General features: G+C 55.3%; 15 protein-coding genes. 10 read left to right on the forward strand and 5 right to left on the reverse strand.

Annotated features, from left to right (window positions below; all coding sequences use genetic code 11):
- Positions 1 to 60: 60 nt before the first annotated feature.
- Together G491_RS0124920 and G491_RS0124925 are read left to right on the forward strand one after the other, a co-directional pair.
- On the forward strand, positions 61 to 639 hold the full coding sequence (locus G491_RS0124920; protein ID WP_028316470.1) for a hypothetical protein: 579 nt from the start codon (positions 61 to 63) through the stop codon (positions 637 to 639).
- Between the two features lie 35 nt (positions 640 to 674).
- The gene (locus G491_RS0124925) at positions 675 to 1,139 is read left to right on the forward strand and encodes an Lcl domain-containing protein (RefSeq protein WP_028316471.1); all 465 of its coding nucleotides are present in this window, start codon (positions 675 to 677) and stop codon (positions 1,137 to 1,139) included.
- Between the two features lie 137 nt (positions 1,140 to 1,276).
- Here the strand turns inward: G491_RS0124925 and G491_RS35675 are convergent, their stop codons facing one another.
- The 3 genes from G491_RS35675 to G491_RS34605 all read right to left on the reverse strand — a co-directional run bounded on the left by G491_RS35675 (position 1,277) and on the right by G491_RS34605 (position 4,900).
- A complete protein-coding gene (locus G491_RS35675; protein WP_157468560.1) occupies positions 1,277 to 1,774 on the reverse strand; it encodes a hypothetical protein in 498 nt (165 codons plus the stop codon).
- A 180-nt stretch (positions 1,775 to 1,954) separates the two neighbouring features.
- A complete protein-coding gene (locus G491_RS0124930) occupies positions 1,955 to 2,770 on the reverse strand; it encodes a YkgJ family cysteine cluster protein (protein WP_028316472.1) in 816 nt (271 codons plus the stop codon).
- Positions 2,771 to 2,893: 123 nt separating this feature from the next.
- A complete protein-coding gene (locus tag G491_RS34605) occupies positions 2,894 to 4,900 on the reverse strand; it encodes a GAF domain-containing hybrid sensor histidine kinase/response regulator (RefSeq protein WP_169829518.1) in 2,007 nt (668 codons plus the stop codon).
- Between the two features lie 630 nt (positions 4,901 to 5,530).
- Here G491_RS34605 and G491_RS0124945 point away from each other — a divergent pair.
- Entirely contained in the window at positions 5,531 to 7,531 is a 2,001-nt protein-coding gene (locus G491_RS0124945; RefSeq protein ID WP_028316473.1) for an oxidoreductase, read from the forward strand.
- A 102-nt stretch (positions 7,532 to 7,633) separates the two neighbouring features.
- Here G491_RS0124945 and G491_RS0124950 read toward each other — a convergent pair whose 3' ends face one another.
- Positions 7,634 to 8,434, reverse strand: coding sequence for an EFR1 family ferrodoxin (locus G491_RS0124950; RefSeq protein WP_028316474.1), 801 nt, complete (start codon positions 8,432 to 8,434; stop codon positions 7,634 to 7,636).
- 419 nt (positions 8,435 to 8,853) lie between these two features.
- Between G491_RS0124950 and G491_RS34610 the strand changes: the two genes are divergently transcribed.
- The 7 genes from G491_RS34610 (at position 8,854) to G491_RS35680 (ending at position 18,425) form a co-directional block, all read left to right on the forward strand.
- Complete coding sequence (locus tag G491_RS34610) at positions 8,854 to 15,246, forward strand: hypothetical protein (RefSeq protein ID WP_051327516.1); 6,393 nt, start codon at positions 8,854 to 8,856, stop codon at positions 15,244 to 15,246.
- Positions 15,247 to 15,874: 628 nt separating this feature from the next.
- Positions 15,875 to 16,660 carry a hypothetical protein gene (locus tag G491_RS0124965; protein ID WP_028316475.1) on the forward strand — a complete coding sequence of 262 codons (786 nt, stop codon included), beginning with the start codon at positions 15,875 to 15,877 and terminating at the stop codon, positions 16,658 to 16,660.
- Positions 16,653 to 16,991 (forward strand): hypothetical protein, encoded by a 339-nt coding sequence (locus G491_RS0124970; RefSeq protein ID WP_028316476.1) that lies wholly within the window; start codon positions 16,653 to 16,655, stop codon positions 16,989 to 16,991. The genes G491_RS0124965 and G491_RS0124970 overlap by 8 nt, the downstream gene beginning before the upstream one ends.
- Positions 16,992 to 17,146: 155 nt before the next feature.
- Complete coding sequence (locus G491_RS0124975; protein WP_028316477.1) at positions 17,147 to 17,449, forward strand: hypothetical protein; 303 nt, start codon at positions 17,147 to 17,149, stop codon at positions 17,447 to 17,449.
- A complete protein-coding gene (locus G491_RS0124980) occupies positions 17,439 to 17,813 on the forward strand; it encodes a hypothetical protein (protein ID WP_028316478.1) in 375 nt (124 codons plus the stop codon). The genes G491_RS0124975 and G491_RS0124980 overlap by 11 nt, the downstream gene beginning before the upstream one ends.
- Before the next feature lie 97 nt (positions 17,814 to 17,910).
- Positions 17,911 to 18,267: a hypothetical protein gene (locus G491_RS0124985; RefSeq protein ID WP_028316479.1), complete on the forward strand. Its 357-nt coding sequence runs from the start codon at positions 17,911 to 17,913 to the stop codon at positions 18,265 to 18,267.
- Positions 18,264 to 18,425, forward strand: a complete 162-nt coding sequence (locus G491_RS35680; protein ID WP_157468562.1) for a hypothetical protein — start codon at positions 18,264 to 18,266, stop codon at positions 18,423 to 18,425. Before G491_RS0124985 ends, G491_RS35680 begins: the two co-directional genes overlap by 4 nt.
- A 3-nt stretch (positions 18,426 to 18,428) precedes the next feature.
- Here G491_RS35680 and G491_RS0124995 read toward each other — a convergent pair.
- A partial coding sequence (locus G491_RS0124995; RefSeq protein WP_028316480.1) for an IS66 family transposase occupies positions 18,429 to 18,741 on the reverse strand: 313 nt, incomplete at its 5' end.

Below are 18,741 nucleotides of genomic sequence, written 5' to 3' on the forward strand. Positions count from 1 at the left end.
CAAGGGGTATTTAGTCTTCGTGGATTCATTTGCACTTGAACAAAACATAAGGTTATAAACATGGCAGGCGCAACTCAGAAACATTTTCCTCCTTTTAAATTCGCCCCCGCATGGCGTTCCTATGAAGACTTCCCCTGGTTTGTCTGGGCGCTCGGCTGGATCGCCTTGCTTAAATCCAGCGTATGGTTTTTCCTGGAGCCGGCAAGCCCCCAACCCGCCATGTTGTGGAAATGCCTGATCTTGTCCCTGCCTTACCTGATCATGGCCAGCGGAGCGTGGAATCTTAAGCGGTGGGCCATTGTCGGATTGGCCGTTCTTGGCGCGTTTGATCTTCTCTTCATCATTTCCGGAGCCGTTGAAGGAGAAGGGCTGTTCAAGTCCGCGGCGCTAATGGGCGCTAACGGCGAGTTCAACGGCATGATTATTCTGAACAAGGCTGTGTTTATCGGCGCCAGACTGGGAGATCTGGCCTTGATAGGCCTGGCCCCTAAAGCGTGGAAGTACGCAGGAGAATGGAATCAGGGCTTGTGGAGGGATGTCGTCGATTCTGAGGACAAGGACGGACTGCGGATCATGATAGCGATTATTTACGTTGTCCTGGCCGTGGTAACGGTTCACGCCTTTGTCGAAGGAATCTAACCCCTTCCACCCGATCCGGCAGGAGAATCAGACCCATGAGGCCGTTTGCGCTTCTCACGATCATTTTCCTTGCAGCAGGCGCGGCTTTGGCTTCGGCCCAAGGCGATGTTGTAAAAAATGATCCCAGATTCACCCTGTACGAAAGCAGGGTCGTTTTAGACTCCAAAACCGGCCTGGAATGGTGGCCGGCGCCGGATATTGACGCCAACTGGCACGACGCCAAACGCTGGGCTCATTACGCGGCCCAGTTCAACGGCGGCTGGCGCATGCCCACCATCAAGGAACTGGAAACGCTTTACGAAGAAGGACTAGGCGATCACAACATCAGCCCCTTGATCCAAATCACCGAATACACCGTCTGGGCCTCCGAGTATAAGGGCGAAAAGTCCGCCTGGTGCTTCTCCTATGACACGGGGCAGGCCTCCTGGTCCGCCCGGCACAGAAGCCCCCTAAAACGCGCCATAGCCGTCCGTACGCTCAAACGGCCGCAACGCAATTAATAAACTTTTCCATTTTTCCCATGATTGAGTTCCCGGCTTTTTTGAAGGATGTCGCCGTGGCAACTGTCTTAAGAGAGTCCCCTGAAGTCACTCAATCACCAATCGGCTTGCCGTGTTAATTTTCCAAGATTCAGGCGTTAATAAACAGTCCTGTATTCATGAATTTCCTTTCGCATCTCTGACCTGTAAAAGACAATTTCATCGCCCTCAATAGTTCCCTCCCTCCTGAAGTAACCCCAATTCACAACCCCAGAATCGGGAACAAATGTTTCAACTATAATTGTTGAACCATTGAGTTCATAATAACCAATTCTGCCGGTTGTAAAATCTTCAATAAACTCAGACGTCGGCAACTCGTGAGAGAATCTTGACAACACTCGACCATCTTTCCAAAAACGAAAACAGGTGTACGTTGCTCCCGAGTCAGATCCCCTATGTTCAGTTACATGGAAATATACCGCATCAAAATCCAATGGAGAACTGTCCCCAATGAGTTTAGGACTTACCGAAAATTTGGGATGTTTTGGCCAATGCAATCCGTTGGGTAAAACACGATCATTTCTCGGCATGCATGACGTTACACACAACATCCCAAAAAGAACCATCAAAGCAACCGACATTCTATTCATCATCATTTCCCCTTGCCTTGACCGGAGTCATACTATTTCTCGTATTTTTGGCAACATACTATAAATGAGGTTCAATCAATTCTCAATAGGCGCTGATTGAGTGTGGAGGTTGCCAGCGCAAAAAGGCCGAGTCGCTTAAAAGCGAATCGGCCTTTGGGTTTTGATTATTGAATCTGACGACCCGGTTTATTTGTTGAAGACGCGCTTTTGGGCCTGGTCCTCGCTGACTTTCATGGAGCCCTGGGCGAACAGGGCGCCTTTCAGCCATTCGGTCCCCACCTTAAGCAGGGCCACATCGTCCGTTTTGATAGCCTCTATGGTTTTCTCGTCCAGAGGATGGAGGGTGAGGAAGGTGCTTTCAAACACAAACCTGCGGAATTGATCCAGGTTGTAGCAGGCCATGTAAAACATCTTCTTGGCGGGCTCGGTGATCTTGATATTGGGCGGAAACGAGCGTTTGCGGACAACCAGCTCGTTCCAGCCTTCGTTGATCTCATCGTGCGCTTCCACGCCCTGGTCTTTGCGCCATTCCGCGACGGACCATTCTTTTTCCACTTCAAAGCCCTTGCAATGGGGCTCCTTGACGAAAAAGAAGAATTCCTCGGTTGCATCCCCTTCCTTGGGCCGCATGGTGGCGTGCCCCAGGGGGTAGTACCGGCATGCAGCCGGGCGGTCTTCGTAGATGATGCAGCCTTCTTCCCGGACAAAGGGGCAAGGCGGGTTGTCTTCCTGGCCTTCTTCATCTTCCAGCATTCTAAGCACTGGCACCGGCAGGTCGGTCTTTTCCAGAAGTTCCGGCCGGGTGTAGATGGCCAAAAACTGCTCGGAATCCAGGTCCAGGCGTTTTTTCATGCGGATAATGTCATAAGGGGTCAGGACAATATCAATGCCCCTGCAGCATTTGGTAAAGCATTCCAGGTCCGGTCCGCAACGGAATTGAAACCGGCTGTTTATGGTAAGCTGCAAAGGCTCCAGTTGGGCTTTTGGGGTATCTTGGCTCATGTTAATTCCTTTCGCACATAACAATAAACGCCCTTTCCGGACCCGTGCGCAGGCCTGGGCGTTTGGCGGCCATTTTAATGGGTTTTAAAACTTTGTCAACAGGGGAAAAAATTAGGAGAGAGATCAGGGCTTTTCCGTTTTCATGATGTTGTGGATCACTTCCGACAGAAAATTGATGGAAAAAGGCTTTTGAATGAAGCCCATGCATCCCCGCTTCAACAGATCCGCGGAGGCGTCCTTTTGGTCAAAGCCGCTGGAAAGCAGCACCTTGACGCCGGGGTTGACTTCCTTGATCAAATCATAGGTGGCCACGCCGCTCAGGCCGGGCATAACCAAGTCCAGTATAAGCACGTCAATGTCGTCCAGGCCGGATTTGAGCATATTTACAGCCTGCTTGCCCGAGCTTGCGGAGTAAACCTTATACCCCAGGCTGGAAAGCATTTCTCCGCCCACCTTAAGGACGGACTCTTCGTCGTCCACCAGCAGTATGGAGCCGGTTCCGGGAATGGGATCACGGGCCGGAGGCGCCGCCGCCGGGGCTTCGGCGTCGGAGGCCGGCAGATACACCCGAAACGTGGTGCCGGATCCCAGTTCGGAAGTAGCGTTGACGTAGCCGCCGTGCCCCTTGACCACGCCGTAGACCGATGCCAGGCCCAGCCCGGTGCCTTTGCCGATTTCCTTGGTGGTGAAAAAGGGCTCGAAAATCCGGTCCATGATCTTGGGCGGGATGCCGGTTCCGGTGTCCGTAAGGCGCAAATGCACGTATTTGCCCGCCTTGACCGCTTTTTTCATACCCACAATATCCTGATGGGTCACGTTGCAGGTGGTCAGGGAAAGGCCTCCGCCCTCAGGCATGGCGTCCGAAGCATTGATGAACAGGTTCCACAAAACCTGCTCCATCTGCGCCTGATCCGCTCTCACGGGAAACAGGTCGGCCGCCAGATTCAGGGTGACGGAGACGTCCTTCCTGGTTCTGGCGAATGTTTCACAGGAATCCCGGACGATCCGGTTCAACTGGATGGGCTTCCATTCCAGCCGGCCTTTCCGGGCGAACCCCAACAATTGCCCGGTGAGCTTGGACCCGCTGGAAACTTGTTTCTCAATGCTTTTCAACCGCTCATAGCTGTCTTCATGGGGCGAGGATGTGAGCAGCATCAGGGAGACGTTGCCCTGGATCGCCATCAACAAATTGTTGAAGTCATGGGCGATCCCCCCGGCCAGGGTGCCGATGGCCTGCATTTTCTGCGCATGGACCATCTGGCTGGACAATTGGTTCCGCTCGGACTCCAGTCTTTTGCGGATATCCAGCTCCTCCTGATACAGATTCTTGTGCCGGTCCGACTCACGCACCTGGGCGTCGTACAGGTTCTGGAGCAGGGTGTTTTGCAAGGCGAAGCCCATCTCGCCCACCACCAGGCTCAACAATTGTTCATCTTCCTCATCAAAGGGCTGATTATCGGATTTCCCGGCCAGATTCAGCACTCCGGTGAAATACTTGCCTGCGAAAACCGGCATGCTGATGAACGACGGCGGGCCGTACTTGGGATTGTTGGGCTTTTCCACCCGGGGATCTTCCTCGATATCCCGAACCACCAGATTCTTTTTGGTTTTAAGAACCTGGCTAAGCACAGGCGAGGTTTCATCCACGGGAAAATCCGGCGGCGGCGGCGCGCCCGGCCCCTGATACCGGACAAGGACGAGATTTTTTGTGTGGGGATCGTAGGAAAAAACCGAGCCGATTTCCGCTCCGGAAAGGCGCATGGATTTTTCAAGCAGGAGATTCATGAGGCTTTCCATGCTGTCGCATTGATCCACGGAGTTCAGCAGTTCCTTCATGATGGAAAGGCCTTGAACCTTCCGGGACAACTCCGTGTTGGCCGATTCCATTTTTTTAAGCACTTCGTTAAAGGCGCCGGCGACTTCCCGCAACTCCCCCGCCGAATCCTGGTAGGCGAAGACCGTGGCCTGCCCCTCGGCGGCCTTTTTAACCATGGCGGAAAATTCGGAAACTCTGGCGAAGAATCGGCTTAAAATCATGAACCCGGCGAGAATCAGCAAAAGGCTGAACGCCATGACAAGCACCATCCAGGTGGTCACCTGGATGATTCCCTTGTATTGCAGATACAACATGCACAAAAACGGCACGCCAAAAACCAAACTTTGCACCAGCGAAAGCGTGTTTTGGACTTCATTCTTTATTGGAGAGCGCCGTTTATGAAGGGAAGAAGGCATAGAGCTTAATATCCTGCAATGTCTGGCAATGAGCCTGGCTCCCATACACAAGGAGGAGCCTTTGGCCGTTATGCGGGATGGACATCTTTATCCCGAAAAAAGCCGGGTGTATTGCGGGCGGATGAAAACCCATACAAGAACATTATTAATGCTTTGGTTAACCGGGCGTCTGTAGGCGCCGCAGGAAGCAACATATTCCGGCGGTCTTGGAAGACCCGCGTCCACAGGGGCGGCTTGGATTTCAGCGTAGCCCAAAAACCCATTCCTTGCAAGCAATTGTTTATTACATAAATGTTTGGACTTACTTCCGAAGCCCGCGGATAAACGCTGTCTACGGCCTTGAATCCCGAGTCGAAACCCGCCTTGGACCGGCGCAAAGCCGCACGGATTATTTACCACGGCGGCGCCAAAATCTCAACTTCTTGAACGCCAGCTAAAGATTGACACGGAAGGCGCCCTATAATAAATCCTATGCAAGCATTCCCCCCGCTTTCTACAACCTTTTGAGCACCTGACCCAGGAGGCGACATGAAAGACCCTTTGTTTGAGCCTATTACCATTAACGGCATGGACGTGAAAAACAGGATCTACCTTCCGGCCATGCACCTGAATATGACGACTGATTTCATCCCCCAGGACCGGATGATCGCCTTTTATGCGGAAAGGGCCAAAGGCGGCGCCGGCATGATCGCCGTGGGGTATTCCACGGTCAATGAACTGGCGGGAAACCCCGGCTGTCTGGGCGCCCACTCCGACGACTTCATCCCGGGCCTGAAAAGACTTTCCGGCGCCATCCGGGAAAACGGCGCCAGGGCCATCCTGCAGCTTAACCACGCAGGCAGGTACAATCACTCCATGCTCTTGGGCGGCAAACAGCCCGTGGCGCCCTCGGCCGTGCCCTCTCGCCTGACCAGGGAAACGCCCCGGGAAATGGAGTTCGGCGAGATTAAACAGACGGTCAAGGACTTTGCGTCGGCGGCGTTGCGCGGCGTGGAGGCCGGATACAACGGCGTGGAAATCCTGGCTGGCACCGGCTATTTGATCAGCGAGTTTCTTTCCAAAGTCACGAACCAGCGCTCCGACGAATACGGCGGCGCCTTTGAAAACCGCATGCGCTTCGGCCTGGAAGTGGCCCGGGCCGTCAAAGCCGCCGTGGGACCGGACTATCCCCTGATGTTCCGCATCAACGGCAACGAGTTCATGCCCGGAGGGCTGCGCCGCGACCAATTGATCCTTTTCGCCCGCCGCCTGGTGGAACAAGGCGTAGACGGGCTTTGCGTCAACGTGGGCTGGCACGAAGCCAGGGTGCCGCAAATCCTGGCCGAGGTGCCCAGAGGGGCCTTCGCCTACCTTTCCCGGGGCATCAAGGAATCCGTGGACGTGCCCGTGATCGCCAGCCACCGCATCAACGATCCGGAAACCGCCCGGAACATGCTTTCCGACAGCATGTGCGACATGGTCGCCATGGGCCGCGCCCTCATCGCCGATCCCTATCTGCCGGAGAAGGCCCGTACAGGAAAAGACGGAGATATCGTCCACTGCATCGCCTGCGCCCAGGGATGCTTCGACCACGTGGCGGCCCTGGCCCCAGTGGAATGCCTGTGCAACCCCCAGGCGGGCTACGAAGAATCCCGCTGCCTGCAGCCTGCGGCGGCGCCTAAAAAGATCTTGGTTGTCGGGGGAGGCCCGGCCGGACTTGCGGCGGCAACCGCAGCCGCGCGCCGGGGCCACCAGGTTTCCCTGTACGAACAATCCGGCGTGCTGGGCGGACAGCTTCTTTTGGCCGGCGCGCCTCCAGGACGGGAGGAATTCATCGAACTGGCTGCAGACCTCGCCCGGCAGGCCGAAATCCATGGGGTTAATACTTACCTGGAAACGCCCGTGGATCAGGCCTTGATCGAACAGGAAGCGCCCGATGAAGTCATCATAGCGTCCGGCGCGACGCCCATGCCCCTGCCCATCGAAGGCATTGAAGAGGCGGACGTGGTTCAGGCCTGGGACGTCCTGGCCGGCAAGGCCCGCACCGGCCGCCGGGTGGTCATTGTTGGCGGCGGCGCCGTGGGAATCGAAACCGCCCTCTTCCTGGCGGAAAAAGGAACCTTGTCGCCGGAAGTGCTCAAGTTCCTCCTGGTGCACAAGGCTGAACCCGTGGAAGACCTCTACGACCTGGCCACCAAGGGAACCAAGCAGGTCATTGTCCTGGAGATGGAGGACGCCGTGGGCAGAGACTTCGGCAAATCCACCCGGTGGGCCATGATGGAGGACGTGAAGACCGCGGGCATCCAGCTTCGCACCCAGACAAAAGCCCTGGCCGTCACGGAAAACGGGCTTAAGGTGCAAACTCCGGACGGAAAAAAGGACATCGCCGCCGACACCATCGTGCTGGCTGCCGGATCGCAACGCCATAACCCGCTCGGCGTCTGGCTGGAGGAAAAAGGCGTTCCCTTTAAGGTGGTGGGCGACGCCAAGGCCATCGGCCGGGCCATGGAAGCCATCCACCAGGGATTTTTGGCCGGAGCGGAGGTGTAACGTCAGGCTGCCATAATTAATTGAATTCAGTATCGATAATGAAAACCCCCTCGCCGAAAAGCGGCGAGGGGGTTTTTATTGGATCGTCTTGGTTGGGGCTTATTAAAGGAAGTTCACCGGCTGCTTGGGCTCCTTGCAGTTGTCTGCGAGCCACTTGGCGATCTCCTTGACCTTGCTGGCTTTCATGCTCCGGGCGTTCTCCGGGCATCCTTTGATGCAGGCGCAGCAGCGGATGCAAGAGTCAACGTCCACCATGACGTCGTTCTCGTAGTCAATGGCGTTGGTCGGGCACAGGTCCTCGCAAATTCCGCATTGGGTGCAGGCTTCGCTCACCTCGATAAAATCGGCGGATATTCCTCCCACCATCTCTTTGTAGGGATGGTTTCCCGGAACTTCCAGGGCGGGAATCCGGTCCGCGGAAGCCAGGGAGTCCAGCTTTTCCTTGATCTTGGCGCCAAAGGCCTGGGCGTGTTTCAGGTCGTCTTCGTCGGGGCGGGAAACGGCGATGGGCGTGTCTTCCGCCGAAAAGGAATGCTCTCCAATGTAGCCGGCGCCGGCGACAGCCTTGCAGCCTTGCTTTTCCAGGGTCTCCTTCAATTCCAGCAACGCGTCGTCAAACTCCCGGTTGCCGTATACGGCGATGCAAACGCAGGGGGAGTTATCCGCCTCTATGGATTGAAGCCACCCCATTAAAAGGCCCGGAACCCGGCCTGCGTAAACGGGCACGGCGGCCACCAGCAAATCGTTGGAGGCGACCTTCAAGGGCTGCTCCCTGGCGCCGGGCTGCGTGATGTCTATCTGCTCCACATTATTCAGGCCAATGCCCTGGGCGACCGCCTGGGCGACTGTTTTAGAGGTTCCTGTGGGGGAAAAGTATGCGACTTTCACTGATTGAATATCCATGGTCACTCCTCCTTGCTGGATAGTGGGGGTTATTCTTATGCTGTTATCAAATCGTGAAGGAAAGCGCCATGGCAAATTTTTCGGAACAGGCGATACGCGCCGGATGCGTGATTACGCACGCGCCCAAAAACAAGATTTAGGCTTGAAAATTGGCGCGTCATAGGATTTGCGCACTCGCCGCGTAAAAGCGGTCCGGCCCGCCGGCGCCCGGCCTCCATTTTGTTTGACCTTTGTATAAAATGAGGGTATTGAAGGGCGCTGTTTTTCATCAACCATATTCATTCCAAACATTGACTCGGAGCTATTCTTAGGCGGTATTCCCGTAGGCGCCGAGGCCGGGCCTTAGTCAGGCTTTTTGCCAGTACAATGATATATGGTTTCATTTTAGCACTTTGGGGATGATCAAGGAAGGTGGTTTTATGAAATTTGGAGTTTTAAAGATTGGCCAGCGGCCCCTCGCATCCTTGACGATGCTTTTCTTTTTGCTCTGGGCCGCGCCCTTATCCGCAGACAATTGGACCGGGATTGATGGAAGCATAGACAATGTCAATAATCTCATGGCTCAAGCAACGACCGCAGTGCAATCCGGAAGCTACGCCCAGGCCAAGGAGCAATTGGCGGCCACCGCCCGCAACCTGGAAAGAGCCTCAAGCTGGGCTTATTACATTTGGGACGAACGCAAGTCCGATCCGACATACACGCCCATAAGCCTGAATCCCCTTCCCGATGAGCTGAAAGTTTCCTACTACCAGGACAGGATGGATGACAGCAGGGCTCAATACAAGCAGTTACTGGGAAAAATTGACGAGGCCAGGATACAACTTGGGCTGAAAAAACTTCAGACTTTGTTTTCCATTCTCACCGGCATGGTCAACCTGAGCAAGGGTATTGTAGATACCGTCAAGGACAACCCTTTAATGGCGCCCAAGAACCTGATTGATCTTCAGGCCCAGGTGGAGGAGGACGCGGCCAACATCCAGGTGAATTTCACCAAGCTGGAGGCTTCCGGACAACTTCTGAACCGGTTGATCAGCCTGAAAAATAATGTTGTGACGCTTTTTCGCGAATTGCGCACCATACGCCAGGGAATCAATGTTCTGGTCCCGGAGGTGGAGCGCATCGAGGCGGCCATGCCCATGGCCCTGGACAGCATCCAGCGCGGCCTGTCCATGCCTCTCCCCCCCGCGCAGCAGGCGACCTTTGACGGCTCGCCGTACAGCGCCGAGCTTGCCGTGGTTGAAGACGGACTGGACGGAGCCGAGCTCCCCTGGGAAAGCGGCGAGACAATCATCAGCGAATTATACGCCGAGGCCCAGGCGGCTTATAATGCATTGACGCCCACGGCGGACGACACGCAGGCCTGGAACGATTTCAATGACTGGTATGACGCCTGGGAGGAAAGCCTGACAACTCCCAGGGAAAACAACATCCAGCAGTTGAACGCCCTGGGAGAGGAATGGCGGCAGGAGCTGATATCCATTCTGACGGACTACATGGCCATATCCTACGGATCGCCTGTGGCTCTGTCGGACTGCTCCAGCCATGACCCCATTCCCGAAAACTTGGAGTTGACCTGGACCGACCCCAGAGCATGGAAGACCGAATATCAAACGGCGCTGGGCGCTGCAACCGGTCCGGCCGTGGCGCCCTCGCAAACCGGCGCCCTGTCCGCGGACTGGCACGAGGTGGTCATTGATTATCCTTCGCGCCTTTCCAGCCTTGTGGCAACCTATTCAAAGGCTTCCCAGGCCGCCCGGGCCAGCATGAGCTACCGGGAATGGGAAGACCTGCTGTCCACTACGGACCCCCGCCAGCCCTACCAGGTGTTTGTGCTGCCGCGCCAGAGCCAGAACATCATGCTGGAAAACCTCAATGCCATCCGCAGCGAGGCCAACCGCTTTGCAGGCGCTGCCGCCTCCGCGCAGAGCGAGATCGAGTCCCTGGCCTGGAATTTGTCCGCGCTTCAAGGCAAGGCCGATGCATACCGGCAATTCATGGCGGATCATGCGGACACGGTTCCCACTGTGGAATTCGACGAAAAGTTCACGGTCTCGGATGCGGATGTGGCGGGATTGTCAGCCCGGGTGTACCTGGCCGAGGACGGCGTATCCATTCTGGAGACCGAAGCCATTATCCAATATTTTGAACGGGAAGTGGAGCAATTCGCCTTTGAAGCGGACGAAGCCGGCGATCAGGCCACGGAAATAGGCAATCAAGCGGACGCCCTCGCCTATTCCATCAACCGGATGCTTGCCTTTAACGACGCCATTGCGGGCAAGCAGGCGGCGGCGCAGGAGATGCTGGATTACAAATTCGGGGAGGATGACGTATTTTTGGGAGCGGGTTATTACGGATACCTTTTCGACTCTCTGGAAATCCTGGACAATTATATGTGGCAGCACGTGGACACCGTGTATTACCACTCCAGCCCGCCCGATGTTGAAACGCAAATCGCCCCCCATGTGGATTACATCCAATCCCTGGGCCAGACGGCATGGAGACGATTCGCCCAGTTGACGGAGGAAATCTGGTCCGTTACCGACAACCTGACCTTCGCCCATCACGAACTGCGCCCGCCGCTGTACAACGTGGGCAGCGGGTTCAATGCGGGCGAAAGTTTTGTGATTCTGCCGGAAAATCAAACCCTGGTGGATGAATTCACGTCCGTGCGTTTTTTGAAATACCATAGCCGTCCCTATTTGGAGCCATTCGGATACCTGACCCTCGACCAGATCCGCCAGGGCATACCAAACGCAGCGGATTGGGTTGCGGCCAAGCTCGCGGGCGGCTACGGAGAGCTTGTCATTCAACGCGTGTCCCCGGCCAGCTACACCATTCCCGTGGGCCGGACCATCACAACGCCCCTGGTGGTCCGGGTGACGGATTCGGACGGCGACCCTGTTGCAGGCGCGCCCATCTCCCAGGATTATGACGAAACCATCCTCCAGGGCGAGGCTGTCCGCAGCAGCGACGCTGAGGGGCTGGCCTCCTTTTACCCGGGGCCTTACAACCAGGCGGGAGCCCAGACCGTGACTTTTTCCGTGGCCGGCGAATACACCTTAACCGCGACCGTCTATGTGACGGAGGATACGGACGGAGACGGCTGCGGGGACGACTGGGAAACCTTTTACGGCCTGGACCCGACCCAGGATTTTGACGGCGCCGGGGACAACGACGGAGACGGACTTACCAACGCCCAGGAACAGGCCGTAGGAAGCAGCCCCCTGTCCGCGGATACGGACGAAGACGGTTTTACGGACCTGGAAGAAGTTGAGGCGGGGACGGACCCGGCCGATCCGGCGGATTACCCTCGGGACGCGCCTCCGGAATCGCTTTCCCCGCCGCCCATGCAGCTTGGGGTGGATTGGGAGAAAATGGCGGATGATCTCGGCGACGCCGCCGAGACCGATGACTGGTACTATTTCACCCACGCCATTTCCTTTCGCAACCGCATTGTAGCGCTGGCCAGATACGAAACCGAGGAAGTCTCCGGCGCCGTTAAGGCCGTGCACGAAGCCTGGACGTCCAAAAACGGCCTGCAATGGACGCGGGAAGCCAGCCAGCCTCTCTGGGCGCCCAGAACCGCCTTTTCCCTTGCAGTCCATAACGACCGTTTGTGGCTGCTCGGAGGATGGACCGAAGATCCTGAAAACCCCGGGTTGGTGACGGCCCGGCATGCGGACGTGTGGGTGTCGGACAACGGCCTGTACTGGTCCCGCGCAACGGATAATGCGCCTTTCGGCCAGCGCAGGAACGGCCGGCTTTTGTCCATGGGCGGCAAATTGTGGCTGGTGGGCGGATATGTTTATAACGAACAAACCGGAGTATACGAAGCCAAAAACGACGTGTGGTCCTCCTCTGACGGAATTTCCTGGACCCAGGCGACGGCCTCGGCGCCCTGGCCTTTAAGATACCCCACCGGCATGAGCGCCGCGGTTTTCGAGGACAAACTCTGGATTATGGGCGGCGACCACAATGATTCTCAATCCGGATGGACGACCTACCGGGACGTATGGAGCTCCCCCGACGGCGTTAACTGGACCCTGGAAACAGACGCCCCCGCGTGGGACTCCCGGTACGGCGCTGGGCTGGCGTCCCTGGACGGCCGTCTGTGGCTTTTGGGCGGAACCAGCCATGTTGATCCGTACAAATCCTTTGAGGCCTGGACTTCGGAGGACGGGATTACGTGGCAGTCCGTGGAAGCGCCCAGCAAAGTCAGGGGGCAATTTTTCACTCACGATCATTCCCTGTGGTCGCTCGTTCACACCAGCGGCGCCACATCCATCACCAAGCATACGCTTTGGCGCTCCAGAGGCCCGGGAATAAGCAGCAGCACTTCCGGAGCCCTGCAGACGAAATCCCCCTCTGCCTCTTTCGCCGCCGGCGCCGAGCACGCCCTGGCCATTGCGCCTGACGGAAGCCTGTGGGCTTGGGGAGCAAACAACGCGGGCCAGTTGGGAGACGGATCCACGGAGAACCGCGCAAAACCCGTCCGCATCGGCGAGGATTCCGATTGGCGGGTTGTCGCCGCCGGCAATTATTTCAGCATGGCGATCAAGTCAGATGGCTCCCTGTGGGCATGGGGGCAAAACTATTACGGACAGTTGGGCCTTGGAGACGCCGAAAACAGGCACGAACCCGCCCGGGTGGGCGTCAGTGAGGAATGGGCTTCCATAGGAGCAGGGCAGAATCACGTCCTGGCGGTCAAGACGGATGGAACCCTTTGGGCGTGGGGCCTGAACAACGGCGGGCAATTGGGCCTGGGGTCCAAGGAAAACCAATCGGCCCCGGTGCAGGTAGGGACGGACAACGACTGGCTGTGCGCCGCCGCAGGGTCCGTCCATGGAGCGGCCATAAAGATGGACGGCTCCGTCTGGACCTGGGGCAACAACTATTACGGCCAGTTGGGAACGACCACGTTTCAGGAGGCCCTGGCGCCCTCCCAAGGCACGGAGTACGAATGGAAAGCGCTCACTTACGGAAACCAGTTCATTGACGCCGGAAATACCACCAATGCGTCCTTGACCTCAGACGGCGCCCTGTACCTGTGGGGGGACAATTACAGCGGCCAAATCGGCGACGGAGAAACCTCCCTGAAAAGATGGTCTGCGACCCAGATCGCCCCCTACGACATCTGGCTGGCCGCGTCCTGCGGCAGCGCATCAACGGTCGCCATCGGCGGAGACAACTCCCTGTGGTCCTGGGGCTCCTTGTCCCACTTCCAGCCCTCCGGCATAGAATACGCCCCTGAAAACATTCCCGTGCCCGTGGGCGAGGCCAAGGACTGGATCGCCGTGGACGCCGGGGCGAATTTCTGCCTCGCCCAAAAATCCGACGGCTCCCTGTGGTCATGGGGAACCAATCAATACGGCCAACTGGGGACCGGAACCAAGACAGCCGAATACGAGCCGGCGCCGGTCCTTGCGCTGGGCCCCACGGAGTCGGACGCGGACGGAGACTGGATGGACGACAGCTGGGAAATCCTGTATTTCGGCGGAACGTCGCGGGACGGCGAGGGAGATTACGACAATGACGGGCTCAATGATTTTCTGGAATTCCGCATTGCCACGCGCCCGGACAGCCGGGACTCCGACGGCGACGGCATGCCCGACAAGTGGGAAAGGGATTCGGGATTCAACCCCGCTGTTGACGACGCCCTTTTGGACGCAGACAGGGACGGGCTGTCCAACCTCAAGGAATACCTGATGGTTGAATCCCGGATTTCCCTGGACGGTGGGATTGAGGCCATGGCGGTCTCGGGAGATTATCTCTATCTGATCGACGGCGTTGAGGGCGCTTTGAAAATTTTTAATACGGCGGCCCCTGAAAACCCGGTTCCCGCCCGATCTTACGACGGGGGTTTCCAGGGAATTTACGGCCTCTCCGTAAACGGAAATCTGGCCTGCATCGCCAACGGGGACGGAGTTTTCCATTTTATCGGCGTAAGCAACCCGAACACCCCTCAAGGCTTGGGAACCTACGCCAGCGGCGAGGGTTGGATTCAGGGATTTGACATAAGCGAGTCCGTTCTGGCCTTTGCCGACAGCCCCGGCAATCTGCAGGTGGTGGATATTTCCGATCCCGCCGCCCCGGAGTATAAGGGAACCTACGACAACGAGGGCGTGGGAGGCCTGGGAAACGTTATCGTCTCCGGCGGCCGAGTATACGCAACCCTGTGGGGCAGCGCCGTGCAAATCATCGACGTTTCCAATCCCGCAGCGCCCCAAAAAATCGGAGAGGTAGTTGTAGAACTCATCTGGCCCCCTTCCATGCACATATCCGGAAATTTGCTGTACCTGGGAGTGCGGGACGGAGCCGACGGCGTTCTCACAGCCTTTGATGTATCGACGCCGGCCGCGCCCCAAGTCGTGGGGGGCTTTCCGGGATTCGTCGAAGGGCTCGCCATGGAAGCCCAATTGGCTTCCGTCCTGGTAGACAACAGCGTCAACATTCTGGACTTAAGCGACCCCGCCGCCCCTGAATGGCTGGCCGACATCGACAACGTCTCGGACAGCCGCATCGGCGAGATTGAGATGTCCGGCGATCTTGTGTTTGCGCTATGCGGCTTTGGGACCGAGGCCAATGTCGCCGTCCTGGATATCTCGCAATTCACCAGAAGGAACGCAGCCGCCGCGCCCGGGGATATTAACCATAATAATTCCGTGAATTTGGCGGACGCGGTGATCGCCCTTCAGATAGCAAGCGGCAATGTGCCAGATGAGCCTGTGTTCGCAGACGCGGACGTGAATGACGATAACCGGATCGGAACAGCTGAGGCTTGCTTTGCATTGCAAAAAGCAGCAGGGCTTTAAAAAGGGGCGCCCCCTGGACGTAAACAGGCGGGCGCGCTCCGACTTTTAGTGAGGTCTTTGGTAAAAGCCCGCCATGAAATGACAAAAAAGGCGTTGGAAGCAATTCCAACGCCTTTTTTTACGCCCGACGCTTGCCGGGAGCTTAGCCAATAAAAAAAGGCTACGCCGGAGTTGACGTAACCTATTGATTTTAAAGTGGGCCGTGAAGGAATCGAACCTTCAACCTTCTGATTAAGAGTTAGGTCGGGCCATTTTCCCAGAAGAACCAACGGTAACATAAAGTAAGTAAATTTACTTTATTTACAAAATGTTAACAACTATCTATCTTTCGCTGATTTCACTTTGCTTACCCCTTATTACCGATGGCTTTTTGCCAATTTGGGCAAAATTTGGGCAAAAAATTAAGGGGTAAACATAGGTAAAAAGAATGCTCGTGCGCATCAAAAAAACGCAGCAGATGCGTTTTTTCCAATCAAGGCTGTCGGCAATCCCCGGCGGCCTTTTTTGTTCCCGAAAGGAGGTGATGCCTATGAACGTATAATTTTGGAGGAATGATCAATCGGCAAAACACTTATATTTGAGGTCGACGAACATGCGTCGGCCTTTTCTTTTTTCAAAGGAGGTTTTTATGCAAATCAAAACCCATGAAATCGTCGCCCGTCCTAAGGATGACGCCTTAACCCTCAACACGCAGCCACTCAAAGAGGCCGAGATATCCCTGGAAGAAGTTAAGCCCACTATCAAGGTGGAATATCATTTCGAAGAAGATAACGCCTTGGTACAGGCTATCATAGACCCGAATCTCAACATCCGAGTTCTTTCCAATCACAAATGGCTCGGCATGCTGTTCTTTTCCAGGGTCTTTCTCGGCAGAGAGGGCTATGGGCGCTCTTTGTTCGAAAGCATCAAAGAACGCATTGTCCGGGACAAAGACTTCGAGAGTTTGGTAAGGCGGACAGTCAACCCCATGCCAACCGTTGACGAGGATGAGCAGGCTCACGAACTGAAGGAATACGACCTCTTGTCACAATATGTCCCGACGCGGAAATACCCAGAATCCATCTCCGTGTACCAGATTTCGACAAATACATATCGTCGCGGAGTAGAGGTGCCTCCAAATAGTTTCGATGGCGCCAACGTGGAATTCATCGATGGTATGATAAGTATTTTCTGGGTTTTCAGGCCAGAACAGGATTATATCGTTCAACTTCAGATTTGGAAGAACCGGAATATCCTTGTTTATTCCAATGATGAGATCGCTGGGCGCAACTTTTTCATAAGATTCCTTGCCTTTCAGGGCTTTCCTATACATAGAAGCCACTTGGATATCGTGGATGGTTGGGTCGAGGATGATACGATAGCGACGGACTTTGAAAATCACATTGACGCCTATAAGGAGGCACACGATGAATGAATCATACGTTCCTGAAGCCTACCGCATCACCGGCAAGTTGCATGATCGCCGGACGAAAATATGCCTTGATGGCTCCCGATGGATGGAGATCAGCAAGAATCCCGACTGTACATACATCAATTTATTATACGGCGGGCCTTCTCCGCTACCGCCCGTTGACCTCCGGATTCATAGGAACGGGGATATGGAGGCCATTAGTTCCGACTCAGAACTTCTGACCAAAACTCTCCCTGGTCTCTTCCAACATGAAGGTGATGCCGTCGCGCCAACCTGGGGAGCCGTGGTCCTATTTGATGCTCAGGAAGTAAAGGAGGAGACGCTTATGACCTAACGACAAAATAATAAAAACTGATGCAATCGGACGGCTGTCAGGAAATCCTGGCGGCCTTTTTTTGTCCCTGACCTTGGGGCTGTGAGCATTGGGCTTGCAGCCCTTTTTTTAATCCTAATCGCCGAGTTCATACGAACTCAGAAAGGTAAAACAAGATGAAAGAAAAAACTATCGCCTTCAACCATCAACCAGGAACAGAAGTGACTACAGCGGCTTCTCAATTGGCGGACGCCTTGGCCAGGTCCATGATGGAGCACCCTGACGTCAAAAGCCTGAATCTGGATGACGATCTGCCTCTTCACATTAAAGACATCCATTGGGATGCCTCAGGAGATCGGGGCGCCCTGCTAGCCTTCGAAGCCAACTGCACGGTCAAAGGCCAAACCAAAACCAAGGAACTGATGGTGATGCTGGAAGTCTTTGTCACCACACGGGAGGAAAAAGACAATGAAAATTGAAATTCCCAAAACGGAGAAGGTGTATCTGCCAAGCGGTACCTACGAGGCTGAGCTGAAAAATGTGGCTGGAAAAGAAGTGGGCGAGGACAAGCAATTTGCCTACTATTTCCAGTGGAGGGTTCGTGAAGGTAAGTATGCTGGCGAGGATTTTGTCACATCCTTTTGGCGAGACAACCAAGAGTCCATGATGGCTATGAAAAAAGCGATTCAAGCTATGGGCTTGGCCCCAAACGACAAATACGACTCAAATCAATTGATCGGGCGTGAGTGCCTGGTGACTATTGAACAGACTGTTGAGCCGTTTCACAGAGCTGTTCGTTATGAAGCGATTCAGCATCCTGAAAACTGCGACGAATTGCCATAGCATCCCAACGTGATGCACGGACCTCAACAAACTAACGAAGCCAAGGGGCTGTCGGGAAACCGGCGGCCCTTTTATTTTCAAGAAAGGACAAAAAAACATGAAAGCAACAGACATCGAAACGATGGAGAACCGCTACCGGTATTTCTCCATCAAGGCGCGCCCTCGCGGTGGGACCTGGAATTTCAAACCGGAGTTGCTTGATTCCCTGGAAACAACAGAAGAGGCCGTCCGTTTCAAGTTCAAGCATAAAAAACAACTATGGGTCGTGGAAGGCGAGATCGACCAGGAGGGACTGTTAACCATTATCTCCAACTGCGACTGGTTCGCCATCTGTTCCTTTGTAGACGCTTTTTTACGGGAGAACGGCGAAATCACCAAGGATCGGCTTAAGGAAGTGGAAGCCGGCTGGAAAAGCGACTTTGATAGCATCGACAATATGGAGGAAGCAACATGACTGAAAACTATGTCAATGCAGAAATCGAAGAGGAAATCACCCAGGACGTACCTGATCCGCATGAAAAGCTCCAAAAAGACCTTGAGGGGCTTATTGCCCAACAGAAAAAGGTCAACTTGGATGAAGGTAAGCGTCCAGTGAAGTACCCGGTTGGGTAAAAATCAATTGTTGGAAAGGTTAAAATCCGGGGATGGCAGGAGAGCTTGGTAGTCTTTCCGGGAGGTCGCCAGGGGGAGTCTTTCAAATAAAACTTTCAGATAGGCAAAGGGCTCCAGGCCGTTGGCCTTGGCCGTCTCGATCAGGCTGAAGAACAACGCGCTGGCTTCCGCGCCCCGGGGCGATCCCGCAAAAAGCCAATTCTTCCGGCCCACCACAAAAGGCCGAATCGCGTTTTCCGCCGCATTGTTGTCCGGCTTCAGATATCCCTGTTCCAGATAGACGCCCAGATATTTCCACTGGTTCAACGCATATTGG

The sequence above is a fragment of the Desulfatibacillum aliphaticivorans DSM 15576 genome (assembly GCF_000429905.1).
GTDB lineage: Bacteria > Desulfobacterota > Desulfobacteria > Desulfobacterales > Desulfatibacillaceae > Desulfatibacillum > Desulfatibacillum aliphaticivorans.